This window comes from Hymenobacter radiodurans (genome assembly GCF_004355185.1).
Taxonomy (GTDB): Bacteria; Bacteroidota; Bacteroidia; order Cytophagales; family Hymenobacteraceae; genus Hymenobacter; species Hymenobacter radiodurans.
This window is the reverse complement of sequence record NZ_CP037922.1, coordinates 4,048,469-4,063,031: the sequence shown is the minus strand read 5'-3', so window position 1 is coordinate 4,063,031 and position 14,563 is coordinate 4,048,469. Positions and strand designations below refer to the sequence as shown.

At 52.9% G+C, this 14,563-nt stretch carries 11 protein-coding genes and 3 pseudogenes; 2 read left to right on the top strand and 12 right to left on the bottom strand.

Features of this window, described 5'->3' with window-relative positions; genetic code table 11:
• Nucleotides 1-23: 23 nt before the first annotated feature.
• Together nuoL and nuoK are read right to left on the bottom strand one after the other, a co-directional pair.
• Nucleotides 24-1,975 (bottom strand): annotated as a pseudogene (nuoL, locus tag EPD59_RS18450) (NADH-quinone oxidoreductase subunit L).
• 126 nt (nucleotides 1,976-2,101) lie between these two features.
• Entirely contained in the window at nucleotides 2,102-2,434 is a 333-nt protein-coding gene (gene nuoK, locus EPD59_RS18445) for an NADH-quinone oxidoreductase subunit NuoK (RefSeq protein ID WP_133274073.1), read from the bottom strand.
• A 371-nt stretch (nucleotides 2,435-2,805) separates the two neighbouring features.
• Between nuoK and EPD59_RS18440 the strand changes: the two genes are divergently transcribed.
• Both EPD59_RS18440 and EPD59_RS18435 read left to right on the top strand, forming a co-directional pair.
• Complete coding sequence (locus tag EPD59_RS18440) at nucleotides 2,806-3,411, top strand: RNA polymerase sigma factor (RefSeq protein ID WP_240731491.1); 606 nt, start codon at nucleotides 2,806-2,808, stop codon at nucleotides 3,409-3,411.
• Between the two features lie 72 nt (nucleotides 3,412-3,483).
• The gene (locus tag EPD59_RS18435) at nucleotides 3,484-3,864 is read left to right on the top strand and encodes a hypothetical protein (protein WP_133274072.1); all 381 of its coding nucleotides are present in this window, start codon (nucleotides 3,484-3,486) and stop codon (nucleotides 3,862-3,864) included.
• 56 nt (nucleotides 3,865-3,920) lie between these two features.
• On the opposite strand, the gene EPD59_RS18430 is transcribed toward EPD59_RS18435, so the two are convergent.
• The 10 genes and pseudogenes from EPD59_RS18430 to nuoF all read right to left on the bottom strand — a co-directional run bounded on the left by EPD59_RS18430 (nucleotide 3,921) and on the right by nuoF (nucleotide 14,516).
• Nucleotides 3,921-5,375 carry a TolC family protein gene (locus tag EPD59_RS18430; RefSeq protein WP_133274071.1) on the bottom strand — a complete coding sequence of 485 codons (1,455 nt, stop codon included), beginning with the start codon at nucleotides 5,373-5,375 and terminating at the stop codon, nucleotides 3,921-3,923.
• 63 nt (nucleotides 5,376-5,438) lie between these two features.
• Complete coding sequence (locus tag EPD59_RS22870; RefSeq protein WP_240731490.1) at nucleotides 5,439-5,699, bottom strand: hypothetical protein; 261 nt, start codon at nucleotides 5,697-5,699, stop codon at nucleotides 5,439-5,441.
• Nucleotides 5,699-6,820: an HlyD family secretion protein gene (locus tag EPD59_RS18425; protein WP_240731489.1), complete on the bottom strand. Its 1,122-nt coding sequence runs from the start codon at nucleotides 6,818-6,820 to the stop codon at nucleotides 5,699-5,701. The genes EPD59_RS22870 and EPD59_RS18425 overlap by 1 nt, the downstream gene beginning before the upstream one ends.
• A 122-nt stretch (nucleotides 6,821-6,942) precedes the next feature.
• The gene (locus EPD59_RS18420) at nucleotides 6,943-8,676 is read right to left on the bottom strand and encodes a peptidase domain-containing ABC transporter (protein WP_133274070.1); all 1,734 of its coding nucleotides are present in this window, start codon (nucleotides 8,674-8,676) and stop codon (nucleotides 6,943-6,945) included.
• Between the two features lie 23 nt (nucleotides 8,677-8,699).
• Nucleotides 8,700-9,374, bottom strand: coding sequence for a TetR/AcrR family transcriptional regulator (locus EPD59_RS18415; protein WP_133274069.1), 675 nt, complete (start codon nucleotides 9,372-9,374; stop codon nucleotides 8,700-8,702).
• 303 nt (nucleotides 9,375-9,677) lie between these two features.
• Nucleotides 9,678-10,187, bottom strand: coding sequence for an NADH-quinone oxidoreductase subunit J family protein (locus tag EPD59_RS18410; RefSeq protein WP_133274068.1), 510 nt, complete (start codon nucleotides 10,185-10,187; stop codon nucleotides 9,678-9,680).
• Nucleotides 10,188-10,244: 57 nt separating this feature from the next.
• Nucleotides 10,245-10,823 (bottom strand): NuoI/complex I 23 kDa subunit family protein, encoded by a 579-nt coding sequence (locus EPD59_RS18405; RefSeq protein WP_133274067.1) that lies wholly within the window; start codon nucleotides 10,821-10,823, stop codon nucleotides 10,245-10,247.
• A gap of 65 nt (nucleotides 10,824-10,888) precedes the next feature.
• Nucleotides 10,889-11,989 carry an NADH-quinone oxidoreductase subunit NuoH gene (gene nuoH / locus EPD59_RS18400; protein WP_133274066.1) on the bottom strand — a complete coding sequence of 367 codons (1,101 nt, stop codon included), beginning with the start codon at nucleotides 11,987-11,989 and terminating at the stop codon, nucleotides 10,889-10,891.
• 72 nt (nucleotides 11,990-12,061) lie between these two features.
• Nucleotides 12,062-13,062: pseudogene (locus EPD59_RS18395) on the bottom strand (2Fe-2S iron-sulfur cluster-binding protein).
• A 114-nt stretch (nucleotides 13,063-13,176) separates the two neighbouring features.
• Nucleotides 13,177-14,516: pseudogene (gene nuoF / locus EPD59_RS18390) on the bottom strand (NADH-quinone oxidoreductase subunit NuoF).
• Between the last annotated feature and the right edge of the window lie 47 nt (nucleotides 14,517-14,563).

Here is a 14,563-nt window from a genome sequence, read left to right as displayed (position 1 = left end):
TACCGTGTGGTACGTGTCGAGATCTAAAACTTGCCAAAATTCAGCGCTAGGATAAGCACGATACCTACTACCATAAGGATTAAGTACACGCCAATTGTACCAGTCTGTACATAGCGTAATAATTGCCCCCCACCCAGAGTCAGGCGGCCTAAGCCATTCACGATTGGGTCGATGATGCCTTGCTCCACGAAGCGGTACAGGCCGCGCGACAAGCCCATGATGGGGCGCACGAAGAGGGCGTTGTACAACTCATCGATGTAGTACTTGTGGTACACCAAGCTCTCGGGTGCCGAGCGTTGCGCTTCGTCAGCCACGGGGCGCACGCCGCGCGAAACGTACTGCACATAGGCGAAGATGATACCGAGCACGCCAGCCGCTACGGAGGCGCCAATAAGCATGAGTTCGGTACTGTGGTCAATTTCACCGGTGAAGGCTGAAGGATTGATTTGGCGGGAGTACGTGAAGATGGGTGCCAGGAAGTCGGCCAAATAATGTTTGCCCCCCAAGAACATTGGGGCGCCCATAAAGCCCCCACAGCCGCCAGAATAGCCAGAATAATCAGCGGCAGCGTCATAGATGCTGGCGACTCGTGGAGGTGATGCTTCTGCTCCTCGGTGCCCCGGAACTCGCCGAAGAACGTGAGGAAGAGCAGGCGGAACATGTAGAAAGCCGTCAGGAAGGCGGTGAACAAGCCGACGGCCCACATGAGCTTATTATGCTCGTAAGTGTGCGCCAGAATCTCATCTTTCGAGAAAAAACCCGAGAACGGCGGAATGCCCGAAATAGCTAAGCAGCCAATAAAGAACGTGAGGAAGGTGATAGGCAAAGCCTTACGCAGGCCACCCATGCGGCGAATGTCCTGCTCGTTACTCATGGCGTGAATCACGGAGCCAGCGCCGAGGAACATTAAGGCCTTGAAGAAAGCGTGGGTCAGGACGTGGAATAGAGAAGAAGTATAGCCCATCACGCCCAAAGCCAGGAACATATAGCCGAGTTGGGAAACCGTGGAGTAAGCCAGAACTTTCTTGATGTCGTTCTGCGCCAGACCAATGGTAGCTGCGAATAGAGCCGTTGCCAGACCAATGATACCTACTACTTCCAGCGTGGCCGGAGCCAGCGTAAACAGCACATTGGCTCGCAGCACCATATAGATACCGGCCGTTACCATGGTAGCGGCGTGAATCAACGCTGACACGGGAGTAGGACCGGCCATAGCGTCGGGGAGCCAGGTGTAGAGCGGCAACTGCGCCGATTTACCCATCGCGCCTACGAAAAGAAGCAAAGTAATAGCCGTCAGGATACTGACGGTGTAAGGGCCAAACTGGCTGAGCGCGGCTTTCTGGAATACCTCAGCGTACTGAATTGAGTCGAAGGTGAGGTAGATGAGGAAGATACCGAGCAGGAAGCCTAGGTCACCGATGCGGTTGATAATGAAGGCTTTCTTGGCAGCGTTGTTGTAATCGTGGTTTTTATTCCAAAAGCCAATGAGCAGGTAGGAGCAAAGCCCCACACCTTCCCAGCCAATAAACAGAATTACAAAATTGGCCCCCAGCACCAGCACGAGCATGCTGAATATGAACAGGTTGAGGAAGCTGAAGAACTTGCCCACGTTCTCATCGTGGGACATGTAGCCGATGCTGTACACATGAATCAGGAAACCCACGCCCGTCACGAGTAGCAGCATAATCAGGCTGAGCTGATCGATCTGATATTGGAAGGGAATGCGCAGGGAACCTACCGTAATCCAATCGAAGAGCTGTACTGTGTACTGACGCTCAAACGTGGTAAACAGATAGATCGAGATCAGGAAGGAGCCCAGCACCGTAGCGCTACCAATCAGGCCAGCTACAGTGGCTGACAAGCGCTTATTCAGTAAGCCATTGATCAGGAAGCCCAGGAAGGGCAACAACGGAATAAGAATGTACAGCAGCGTGGAGTGAGGAGCGCCGTAATTGGGTAAAACGAGTTCTTGCATAGGAGGTATGCTTATAAGCAAACACGAGTCATCCGGAGCCTGATGAAAACTTGGTGCCCGTTGAGTGAATGATTCATGGCAACGGGGCTAAGTCTTTCAAGCATCAAGACGACAGGTGGATTATCATTACCACTTTAAACGGCTAAGCAGATTGACGTCGGTGTTCTGGAAATTTCGATAGATCATCACGATGATGCCTAAGCCCACCGACACCTCGGCAGCGGCCACCGCCATGATGAAAAACACGAAAACCTGCCCATTTGGGTCGGCACGATACGCGGAGAAGGCGGTTAGCAAAACATTCGTGGCATTGAGCATCAGCTCAATACACATGAAAATAATGATGGCGTTGCGCCGCGCGAGCACTCCAGCTACGCCAATGGCAAACAAAGCCGTGGCAAAGAAGACGTAATACTGAAGCGGGACGGTGCGAATGACTTCTGGGATGGTCTGTTCCATGCAGTTGGGCTAGCCGACAAAGCAAAAAGCCCCCGAAGCTCGGCCGGGGCTAATTAGCTGGCAAAGGTATCCTGAAAATCGGAAAACGCACACTCTATAGGCAGCTAACACGAAGCTCAGCCATGCTTTAGCTGCTGAGGTAAGCGAGTAAGAATAACTAGCCAAACCAGCCAGAGACGTTTTAACACAAGGAGCAAAAAGCCCCCTAGGGTCAAAGTACAGGGTAGAAGCGCTTGCCCGGATGGTGTATGCTATTACCTAAGTGGAGAGGAGTGCTGCAAAGCCCGCCGTTCAGCCCTCTTTCTGCGGCTTCACCAGATACTTTGGTTGCTGTAAAGTATTTTGCTATTTCATCCGTCTGTCTCGGCAGAATGGAAACGCTACCTCTCACGCTCGACGCGACGCTGGCAATGACCGCAGGCCACCAGGACCAGCAGATACAAGAAGCCGTGCGCGCACAACGCGGCCGGCTGCTGCAGTTCATCCGGCGCCGTATTCCCAACGAGGCGGAGGCGGAAGACGTGCTACAGGACGTCTTTGCCGAACTCGTTGAAAGCTACCGCCTGCTCAAACCTGTAGAGCAAGCCGCCGCTTGGCTCTTTCGGGTGGCCCGCAACAAAATCACGGACCTCTACCGTCGCAAAAAAGCTGTTTCGTTGGAAAATGAGCTAGTCAGCGGCTTTGACGACGAAGACGATTCCCTGTTGCTCGCCGATGTGCTGCCCGCTCACGACGACTCCCCGGAAAACCGCTTGCTACGCGAAACGCTAATGGAGGCGCTGGCAGAAGCGCTGGAAGAATTGCCCCCCAACCAGCGTCAGGTGTTCGTGTGGCACGAACTAGAGGAGAAAACCTTCCGCGAAATGGAAGCCGAAACTGGCGTGCCGCTCAAAACCCTGATTTCCCGCAAGCACTACGCCGTTCAGCACCTGCGTAAGCGCCTGCAGAAACTGTACACCGAGCTATTCACTGATTAAAAAGCCCCCAGATGAGGCGCATTCTCGCAAGCCTCGCCTCGGTGACAAGACATACTTCATAAAACCACACCCATGAATCGTTCATTCTGGCTGCTACGCGGCCTCAAGTTTTTCTTCTTCGCAACACTGTTTGTGGCCGCCGCTGGCTTCGTAACCATGAGCTTGTGGAACTGGCTGGTGCCCGTGCTCTTTAACGGGCCTGCTATCAGCTTCTGGCAAACCCTCGGCTTGCTTATCCTTACCCGTATTCTGTTTGGTGGCTGGGGCCGCGGCGGCCGTCCCGGCGACTGGAGCCGGCGCCGCGAAATCTGGCGCAAGAAAATGGAGTCACGTATGGCCCACCTAACCCCAGAGGAGCAGGAGAAATTTCGCCAGAAAATGCGCACCAGCTGCGGCCCGCCGTGGATGCGGCGCCAAGAGCCAGAACAAGCACCGACGGCTACCACAGCCTAAAAAAAGCCCCCTAGAATCTCAGGGGGCTTTTTTTAGGCTGTAATCTCATGTATCATTTATTCCAGGCTTCCTCCGGCTGCCCAACGCAGTGTAGCCTGCACTTGCGCGTATTTGGCTTGCAGCTCTGCCAACTTTACTCGTGCGCTGACGAGTGAGGCTTCGCGGGAATTGAGCAGAAACACGGAGCTCTCACCGTTTTCAAATCGGATTTGCTCGCCGTTGCGCAGCTTCTGGGAGTTTTCTACTACCTGCTCCTGCACGCGAAGCTGCTCGCGCAGAGCCTCCCAATCGTTGGCGACGGTGCGCACGGTAGTTTGTACCTCCCGCGTGTCCTGTTGCAGAGTTAGTTCGGCTTCGCGCCGCTTTAGTTGGTTGAGTTGCAGCTTGCTTCGTTCTTGGCGCAGCAACAGCGGGTATTGGAAGCTCAGGCCCAGCTTGTAGTTGTTGGTGAGATATGCATTGGTCCATTGCATATCGCCTTCAGGCTGGAATGGCTGCCCAGTGCGCAATAGGTTGTAATCTACTGATAGCTTGGGTAATAGCTTGTTCGATAAGAGTCGGCGTTCAATGCCTAATTGGTTGAGCTTGGCCCGCGACTTTGCCAATTCAGGGTGTATTTGACTAGCCAGGTTCACCAGCGCCTCCACTGAATCGGGGGGCAATGAGCGCCACGCAGCGGGGGCGGGTAAGGCTTCGGGGCGCGAAGTGGGGGGCAATTCTCGTGGCTGATTCTGCTCGTCCCACAAGTAGTTACTGAGCAGGAGCGTCACATTTTGCCACTGTACCCGCGCCTGCACCAGTTGCGCCTGCCGATTCTGAAGTTCAGTGAGTGCTTCTACCGAGTCGATGGCTGCCAGATCCCCCTGCCGGACCCGCTCGCGCACCGCCCTGAATCGGACCTCCGCCAACTCGGCATTATAGCGTAATAGTTCTAAGCGTTGGTGACTCAAGCTCCATTCCCAATAGTCTTTGGCCGCCGATAGTAAAAGCTTGTTGAGGGCGCCACGGCGTTCGGCTTCGGCTAGGCCGGCCAATGCCTGTGCTTGACGGATGGCCGCCCGGCGTTCATCAATGAGCAAGCCTTGCGCCAAGGGCACCGATATGCCCAGATAGCTTAGGCCGCTTTCGGGTGTCCGTACTTGCTGGCTTACATAAGTGCCCACATTGCGCTCAAAGCCAGCTTTCAAGTCGAAGCCAAACCACACCGGTACCTTCAGGGTATTGTCCCAGGTATTAAAATAGTCTTTGCTACCCAACGTCTTCCCGTAGTATTTGCTGCTTACAGATGGATCGAGCAGGCCGCGGGCGTAGCGAATTTCCTGCTGGGCGCGCTTGGGCAGCAAGCCAGCCTGCCGAGCCACTGGGTGCCGTAACGTAACGTGCGTAAACAGATCGGTGAGCGTAAAGACCAGCTGCGTGGTATCGCGCGGCAGTGGCTGTGCCGTCGCCCAACCGGTGGACATCAACCCCGTTCCCAGGAGCACAACCAGCAAAAAGACGGAACGAACCATAAAAGGCAAAGGTGATTTGGGCGATAGGATTAGAATACTTAGTAGTAGCTGTATAAACAGCGCTTACTCTTCAGTCGTAGCATACTTTTCTGTGTTGTCGGTTTTTACCAGCTTATCAACCGCCTTTGGCTTGCCCACAAAATTGGGCGGGAAGCCATTCAGCTGACGCCACAGTTCATACCAAATCGGTACATCGTTGAGCAATGCCCAGCCATACACGCCACTGCCTACCCGCAACGGGTCGGGCCAAGCCTCCGTGTTTGGATCAGGAGTAACGAGCACGCGGTATTGCCCCTGACTGTCAATGTTGTCGATGACGGACACTACGCCCCGAAGGTGCCGAAGCTCGTGCCGGGCCAGCCCGAAAACACCAGCGCGGGCCAGCCATCAAATTGCAGCCGAACTTTGCGGCCCACCGAAAGCAGCGGAATATCCATTGGTTTCACGTAAAGCTCAGCGGCCAGCTGGGGCGTTGAAGGCATCACGGTCACGATGGGCTCGCCCTCCTTGATGATCTCACCTAAACCTTGTTTCAGCGCGCGCACCACATATCCATCCTGCGGAGCAGTGATCCGGTAAAAGGCATTGCGTAAGGTTAGGTTTGCGTATTCATTGCGCATCTTGGCAATTTGGCCTTCGGTATCAAACTGGTAGGCCGTAGCACTACGCCGGTCACTTTCCGACTTTGCTAGCTTATCTTGATACTCAGCACTGAGCGAGAGCAACTCCAAACGGGCATTTACTAACTCCTGCTGACTTACGCCCAGCTTATTAGCCACTGCCTGTTGTTTAGCTGTCGATTCCTGAAACTTAAGCCGCCGCTGCTCCAACTCAGTCAGAGATTTTAGGCCCTGCTTGTACAGATTTTCCTGGCGCTCCAGCTGCTGCCGCGCAATAGCAAAGTCAGTGTTGGCGGCCACCAACTCGGCGCTGTCGCTGCGTACTTTAAGGCGGGATTGCAGCACCTTATTGCGGGCTTTATCTAGGCTGACACTTAATGCTTGGCGCAGCGCTACTTGTTGCTGGCCCAACGCCGCCGCCTTTGCCCCATTCTCCCGCAAAGAGCCTTCCTTGGCCAGCAGCTGCTCACGGGTCCGGATCAGCAACTCGGGATCAAAATACTTGTCCTTGATTTCGGCGATTTCAACCAGCGTATCACCACGCTGAACTAGCTGGCCCTCCCGAACGCGCCAACGCACAATTCGCCCCCCAATCGTGCTGGGAACGGTTTGTGGACGATCTTGCGGGCGGAGGGTTGTCAGCGTACCGTTGGAACGGATATTCTGCGTCCAGGGTAGAAAGCCGCATAGTAGCACCAGCAGACCTAGCGCTCCGCACCAACGGGCCAGCACCCGTCCGGTACGCGGTGTCTGCACCTTGCCAAACGAACTAAATCGATTGGCTTCAGGATGGGTTTCAGGAAGTCTATACTCAGTGAACGGCATGCTGTGGAAGGAATTATATATTGTTTGAAGAAGGCCTCACAGGAAGACTATTCTACGCGACACATTATAGTAACCTGTTCAGTAGGAGTGCTCTGAATTTAGAGGTGAATGATTCGCAGCATTTAGATTGTCAGCAGCTCTTGCAGTTCAGGTTGCTGCGCAACTGTCGCGTAATCTCCAACTGCTACTAGGTTTCCCTCGCGAAGCACCGCGACACGTGGGCAGAGCGCCAGCACGCGCGGTTCGCTGGAAGCCACAATCAGGGTCCAAGGAAGTTCGGGAGCGAGAAGGCGCTTGAGAATGCGAAAGCGCTCAGCAGACTCAACAGCAGGCAAAAAATGATCGAGCAATAGTAGGCGCGGACGACGAACCAATGCTCTGGCCAGCAATAGCTTCTGCTTTGCGTTGTCGGGGAGGGGAGAACCAGCAGTAAGAACGGTAGCTAAGCCCTGAGGCCAGGCGTTTATCTTATCACGAAGTCCCACCAAGTCAAGCGCCCAGGTCACATCGGAGGGTAGTATCTCGGGCTGATTCAGGGTCAGGTTTTCCAGCACCGAGCCAGTGAACAAATGCTGATGGGAAAAATTCTCGCCTACCGTGCGCGATAATGCTTCGGGGGAGAGGTCACGTAGTGCTGTGCCGTCGAAAGTAACCACTCCTTGGTAGCCATCGAGTAAGCCCCCCAGAACGCGTAGAAGCGTGGTCTTGCCTGATCCATCGTAGCCAGCTAAACCCAGATGCTCCTTTGGGTTTAGCTGCAGGGATACATCGTTGAGTACTGAGCGTGAGGCGTAAGGATAGCTATAGGACACCAACCGCAACTCGACAGCTAAGCCTTGCACGCCAGTATCAGTGAGGGGCAAATTGGCTCCAGGCTGCTTCTCTATCGTGGGCAAATCCAGCACATGCCCAATCTTATTGATTGAAGTCAGCGCATCATACACCACGTCTAGCTTAATCAATACTTTCTCTACTGCCCCAATTGTCAAAATGATGATAATCTCGGAGGCTACAAACTGGCCAATATTGATTTGCTTATTGATGAGCAGCCAGCAGCCGATGGTTAACAAGCCAGCCGTAATCAACGTTTTGAATCCCACAAACCCTAGGTATTGCGCCATCAGCACCCGGAAGTGTGAGCGGCGGGCCGAGAGGTAGCCATTAACATGATCGTCCGTACGATCAAGCACTAAGGTGTGACGGGGTGCTAGGCGGAATGTGTGCACGGTGCGGGCGACATCTTCCAGCCAGGATACAACGCGGTACTTATATTCCGATTCGGTGAGGCTGGTTTGTATTCCCTGATACCACGTTAGGCGTAGCAGTATACCCAGCATCAGGACCAGCAACAGACCAAATGCTATAAAAATCGGGTGATAAAAGGACAACAGGATCAATCCAAACAGGATCTGGAGCCCTGCCGACGTGAAGTCAATAAGCAGGATAACCATTCCTTTCTGAAGAGTGGGCGTGTCGAGCATTCGATTCATTAGCTCTGGCAGATACTCGTTGCCTAGTGCCTCTGTACGCACCCGCGGCAGGCGCACGGCAAAGTCGAAAGAAACCCGCGCAAACAAGCGTTGCTGCAGAAACTCCACTAGATAGATCTGCATAATCTGGAGGCAGCCAACCAGCAGTGTACCCACCACAATAAAAATGATAAGCACTATCAGTGAGGTGCTTACCGCTCCGCTCGAGACAAACCCAATCACGCTTTGCACCCCTAAGGGCAACGATAAGCTGATAAACCCAGCCAGCGCAGCGTATACGTAGAGGTAGGCGATATCACGGCGCTCAGTAAGCAGAAGCTGCCATAAGCGCTGACCTGGTGTCGGTCCTGATGAGGTTGAAGCCATTGCTAAAGCCTGCTGATAGTCAATTATTTGTTTAAGACAGAAAAAGCCAAGTGCTCTAGAAACCCAAAGATGTCTTTACCAGCCGTCGCGGGTGATGGAGCATCGGCTAGCGAAGGCAGGTGCTGGGAAAAAAAGAGCTGCTTGCGAGCCGTTTCCAGCAGCGTGCTTACTAAAGCATGTGGGTAGGGGTAGTGGGGGGCAATTTCCTGCACTACGAGGGCTACATCAGCACACAAGGATTTGTACTCCCGATAAAACCCGCTATGATTTACCTCGTCAACCTCGTGCGTGAGGTATGTTTTGGATGCCTCCGCTACTACAACGCGATACAAGGCCGCTTCATCAAAGTCGGCGGTTGTGGCAATGTCTAGGTGAGCATTTGTGATGATGTTTAGGATTAGCCGCAGCCGCTCGCGTGGGTCAGCTACGTTGTGAGTATGAAACCTGATTTGAAAGCGCAGCGATGCCCAATGCCATGAAATAAGGTAGACAAGCAGACGGTGCTTGTTTTCGAAGTAGCGATAAAGAGAAGCCTCCGTAGAGCCCATCTGTTGTGCTAGCTTTTTGAACGTAAATTGTTCAAAGCCAATCTGATCGATAAGCTGTACGCTGGCAGCAATGATTTTGCGGCCTAGATCAGTTTCCTGAGGGTCGCGCAAGAAGAGCTTATGATTAAGCTCTGGACGTAGAGTCGTCATCTCTAGAGGAGGAAAGTATCGAATGGCAAGGTGAGGAAGGTGTTTCTAGTAGGCAGAAAACCGTTCGATCTGACGCGAAGATATACCACCTTCATTCATAATAGTTTTACTATTATGGATAATTAATGTGCTTTTAATTTCAAAAGTTGAATATTATGAAACCTGAGATTAAAAGTGAATAGGTAGCCAGCAACAGAGCTATTGTGAAATGCTAGGATTGAGTACCTGATGAACGCTAAAAGCAAAAGCAAAAAGCCCCCCTGATTAATCAGGGGGGCTTTTGCTTTTGACTTGAGGATAAGATTAGAAGTTTCGCTCTCCTGTTTCCCGCTTCCCCAGCATCATAGCACCGACCATAGCCACTATGAACAATACCGACACCAACTCAAATGGCAGCATGTATTGCTTATACAGCACCATGCCCAGCCGGTCTACCATCCCTATTTGCGAATCGAAGGCAGTAGCGCTTGCTCCTCCGGGCTGGATATCACGTAGGGCTGCAACCAGAATGAGCAGTAATGACCCGCCAGCTATAGCCGCCGCTATTTTAGACAAAGCTGATTTACGAGGCTCAGCGTCAGCATTCAGGTTCAGGAACATGATTACGAATAGGAACAGCACCATAATAGCCCCGGCGTACACAATGATGTTTACCGCTGCTAAGAACTGAGCGTTCAACAGCAGATAATGCCCTGATATTGTGAAAAACGTCAGAATCAAAAAGAGCACGCTATGCACTGGGTTTTTGGCAAGCACCACGCCCAATGCACTAAACAGTGCTACAAATGACAGAAAGAGAAAGAGAGGAGACATAAGCGAAGGAAATACCGTCAGAAACAAGGCAGCCGGGCTGCAACTACGTGTTACAGTTTAGGCGGGCTGTTGGGCCATTTTGTTACGTAATGCCTCAGCCTGCTCAGGGGTGAGTTGAATGCCTCGCTGTGAGCGCGCATCCGGCGACACTGGTTCTACTAAGCGGTCTTTGCCATAGATAAACTCGTCGCGCTCGAAGCGTGGAGGGGCCATTTTATCGGCTTGCAAGTATACCGCAGCTTTTGGGCAGGCTTCTTCGCATAAGCCGCAGAAGATGCAGCGCAGCATGTTTACCTCGTAGCTAACAGCGTATTTCTCTTCGCGGTAGAGACCTTCTTCACCTTTTTTACGCTCACCAGCTACCATCGTAATAGCTTCAGCGGGGCAGGCCACAGCACATAGGCCGCAAGCGGTGCACCGCTCCCGACCCTGCTCATCACGCTTGAGCACGTGCAGACCACGGAAAATAGGAGAGAAGGGCCGGGTCTCCTCTGGATACCGAATGGTAGCTTTCTTGGAGAAGAAGTGCCGCATCGTAATGCTCAGACCCTGGAAAATAGCCGGCAAATACGCTCGTTCAGCGAGCGTCATCGGCTTCTTCGCCAGTATCTTGGCTCTATTGCTTAAAGGTTGCATGATGATTTAGTTTCTAAATCCGAGTGAGGCAGATGTGCAGCCTGAAAATTTACTTACGGGCTGAATTACTGCAGCAGCCACCACTTCGGTACCTGCGGGATAATGTTGAATACAATTAGCCCCCCAGTAAGTAGAATGTTGAAAATGGCCAGCGGAATCAGGATGGTCCAGCCCAGGCGCATAAGCTGATCATAGCGGAAGCGGGGCAGGGTCCAACGAACCCACATGAAGAAGAAGATGAAGGAGAAGATTTTGACAAAAATCGCTACTACGCCCAGCGCAGTTACGATATTATGAGCTGTAACTGCTCCCTGCGACTCAGCCAAGAAAGCACGCAACTCATATTGAAAAGGGAAGTTGAAGCCACCAAAATACAGCACGCTCATCACGGCCGAGGCCACGAACACATTGATGTATTCAGCGAATAAATACAGGCCCATTTTCATGGAGCTGTACTCAGTGTGGTAACCGCCGACCAACTCCGTTTCGCATTCAGGCAAATCGAAGGGAGTACGGTTGGTTTCAGCAAAAGAGCAGACAATAAAGATGATAAAGCCCAGGGGCTGCTTTACAATATTCCAGAATTGCCACTCGCCCGGTACTGATTGCTGCAGCGTGATTTCGCGGAGTGATAAGGTTTCGCTAATCATCAATACAGCAATCAGGGACAAGCCCATGGCCAGCTCGTAGCTGATGTTTTGCGAAGCGGCCCGAATAGCTCCTAGCAGCGAGAACTTATTGTTGGAAGCCCAGCCGCCAATCATAATACCATATACGCCCAGCGAGACCACGCCAAACACGTACAGCATTCCGATATTTACCTCAATGCCCTGCAGCCAAATAATGGTACTGCCGAACTGCAAGTAGTTGCCGAAAGGAATTACAGCAGATGCCATCAGCGCCGTAACCATGGCTAGGCACGGACCGAAAACGAAAAGCGCACGGTTAGAGCCAGCTGGGAAAAACTCTTCTTTCGTAAACAGTTTCACGGCATCAGCCAGTGGCTGAAGCAGGCCAAAAGGACCCGCCCGGTCCGGACCGACACGGTCTTGCAGGAAGGCCGCAATAACGCGCTCCGCATAAGTAGAATACGTGGCGATGAGCAGCGAAACGCCAAACACCACCAGAATAACGAGGGCTTGCCAGCCCAGTGCGGGAAGTTCCATGTAGAATATTACTAGTTCTGAATGCCGTTAATGCGTTATGGACAGATCGTTAACGCATCACCGATATCCTATTTAATTACCCAGTTTCAGGGGAGGATTTTGTTCTAAATCGCGCACTGAGCTCTCCGGCAAATCTGCAATAATCTGCGGGTTTACTACGGGCAACTCGTAGTGATTAGCTGAAATTACCGAAGTCCGATCAATGTGCGCAGGGCCTTCAATGGTCCAGTCGGCAGTTTCTTTCTTTTCGAAGCGGCACTCGTTGCAAATCCATTCCTTTACTTCGCCATACTCGTTTTTACGAGCCGTAATGCGCAATACGTCTTTGCCTTTGTACCACAGCACTACGTTGCCAGTGCACTTGGGGCAGTCGCGGTGGGCGTTCACGGGCTTTGTGAACCACACGCGCTGCTTGAAACGCCAGGTTTTGTCGGTCAGCGCACCTACTGGGCACACGTCGATAACATTACCGGAGAAGTCATTGTCGATGATGTTCTCGATGTACGTACCGATCTCGGAAGCGTCGCCACGACCTAGTACGCCATGCACGCGGCCTGGAGTGAGCTGGTCGGCAGTGTATACACAGCGGTAGCACAGAATGCAGCGCGTCATGTGCAGCTGAATCAGCGGACCGATATCAATCTTTTCGAAGGTGCGGCGCTCTTCCTCATAGCGCGTGGTTGATACCCCATGCTCAAAGGCAAAGTTTTGCAGATCACACTCACCAGCTTGGTCGCACACAGGGCAATCCAAGGGGTGATTGATGAGTAGCATTTCTACGATGCCTTTACGCACGTTAAGCACCTGCTCGGAGGTCGTGTTTTCTACCACCATACCGTCTTGCACAGGCGTAATGCACGAGGCCACCAGCTTGGGCATTGGTCGCGGATCCTTCGTGGAACCAGCAGCTACGCGTACCAAGCATGCGCGGCATTTGCCCCCGAGCCTTTCAGCGGGGTATAGTAGCACATGGCAGGCGGCACGATACCGCCGCCGATGGTGCGAGCCGCGTTGAGGATGGTTGTTCCGTCTGGAACTTCTACCTCGATGCCGTCAAAAGTTATTTTAGCCATTTCAGAGTCAGCGAAGATTGGCCTTGGTTACTACAGCGTCGGGCTCCTGTGAGGAAAAACACTGAGGTGTGCAGAGGTCAAGTCTTGAATTTTAAATCTCTTTTTTAATCGTTGCTAGGCCAAAACGGCTTTGCCAGGGTAAACCGCGCCGACGCGTGTGGCCTCCTGCGGATGCTTTACATGCCACTCAAACTCGTCGCGGAAGTGACGTACGGCCGCCGCTACGGGCCAAGCCGCTGCCTCACCTAGGGGGCAAATAGTGTTGCCTTCTATTTGCTTAGCTACGCTTACCAGCAAGTCAATGTCGTGCATCGCACCGTGACCATGTTCTAAGCGGTGCAAAACTTTTTCGAGCCAGCCTGTGCCTTCACGGCAGGGTGAGCACTGTCCGCACGACTCATGATGGTAGAAGCGCGAGAAGTTCCAGGTGTTGCGCACGATACAAGTCGTCTCGTCCATGGCAATAAAGCCCCCGAGCCCAGCATAGTGCCGGTAACGAAGCCACCATCGGATAAGGACTCATACGTCATCAGACGAGGCTCGCCAGCAGCAGTTTTCAGGATAAGCTCCGTCGGTAGAATCGGCACAGAAGAGCCACCAGCTACTACTGCTTTCAGCTCGCGCCCTTTCCAAATACCGCCGCAGTACTCATCGGAGTAAATGAATTCCTCAACTGGTACACCAAGCTCGATTTCGTAGATACCTGGCTTATTCAAATGACCGCAAGCGGAAATAAGCTTAGTACCAGTGCTTTTGCCAATGCCGATTTTGGCGTACTCGTCGCCGCCTTCGTTCACAATAACCGGTACAGCGGCAATAGACTCAACGTTGTTGACTACCGTAGGCCGAGCGTATAAGCCCTGCACAGCAGGAAATGGCGGCTTGTTACGTGGGTTGCCGCGTTTGCCTTCCAGTGATTCCAGCAAAGCTGTTTCCTCACCGCAGATGTATGCCCCACCACCGGGATGCACATGCAAATCCAATGAGTAACCTGAGCCAAGGATGTTTTCGCCTAAGAAACCAGCTGCATACGCCTCAGCAATAGCTTTTTCCAGAATGCGCAGCACATACAATAACTCGCCACGAATGTAGATGTAGCTAGTGCGCGCGCCTAAAGCGTAGCTGCCCGTAATCATGCCCTCAATAAGCAAGTGCGGCAGCTTCGACATCAGTTGACGGTCCTTGAAGGTGCCGGGCTCCGATTCGTCGGCGTTGCAGACGAGGTAGCGTGGTACACCTTCGGGCTTCGCCAAAAAGCTCCACTTCATTCCCGTCGGGAAGCCCGCGCCGCCGCGCCCTCGTAGGCCCGACTTCTTGACTTCCTCCACCACCTCGTCGGGGGTCATCGTCTTGAGGGCCTTCTCCACGGAGCGGTACCCACCGTGCTTGCGGTAAACCTCAAACGTGTCGATTCCCTCGACGTTTATATGTTCAGTTAATAGCTTGCGTCCCATGATTTCTCCAGCGTAAGGGGTAGGAGTGAAGGGTTAATTGTATTTGT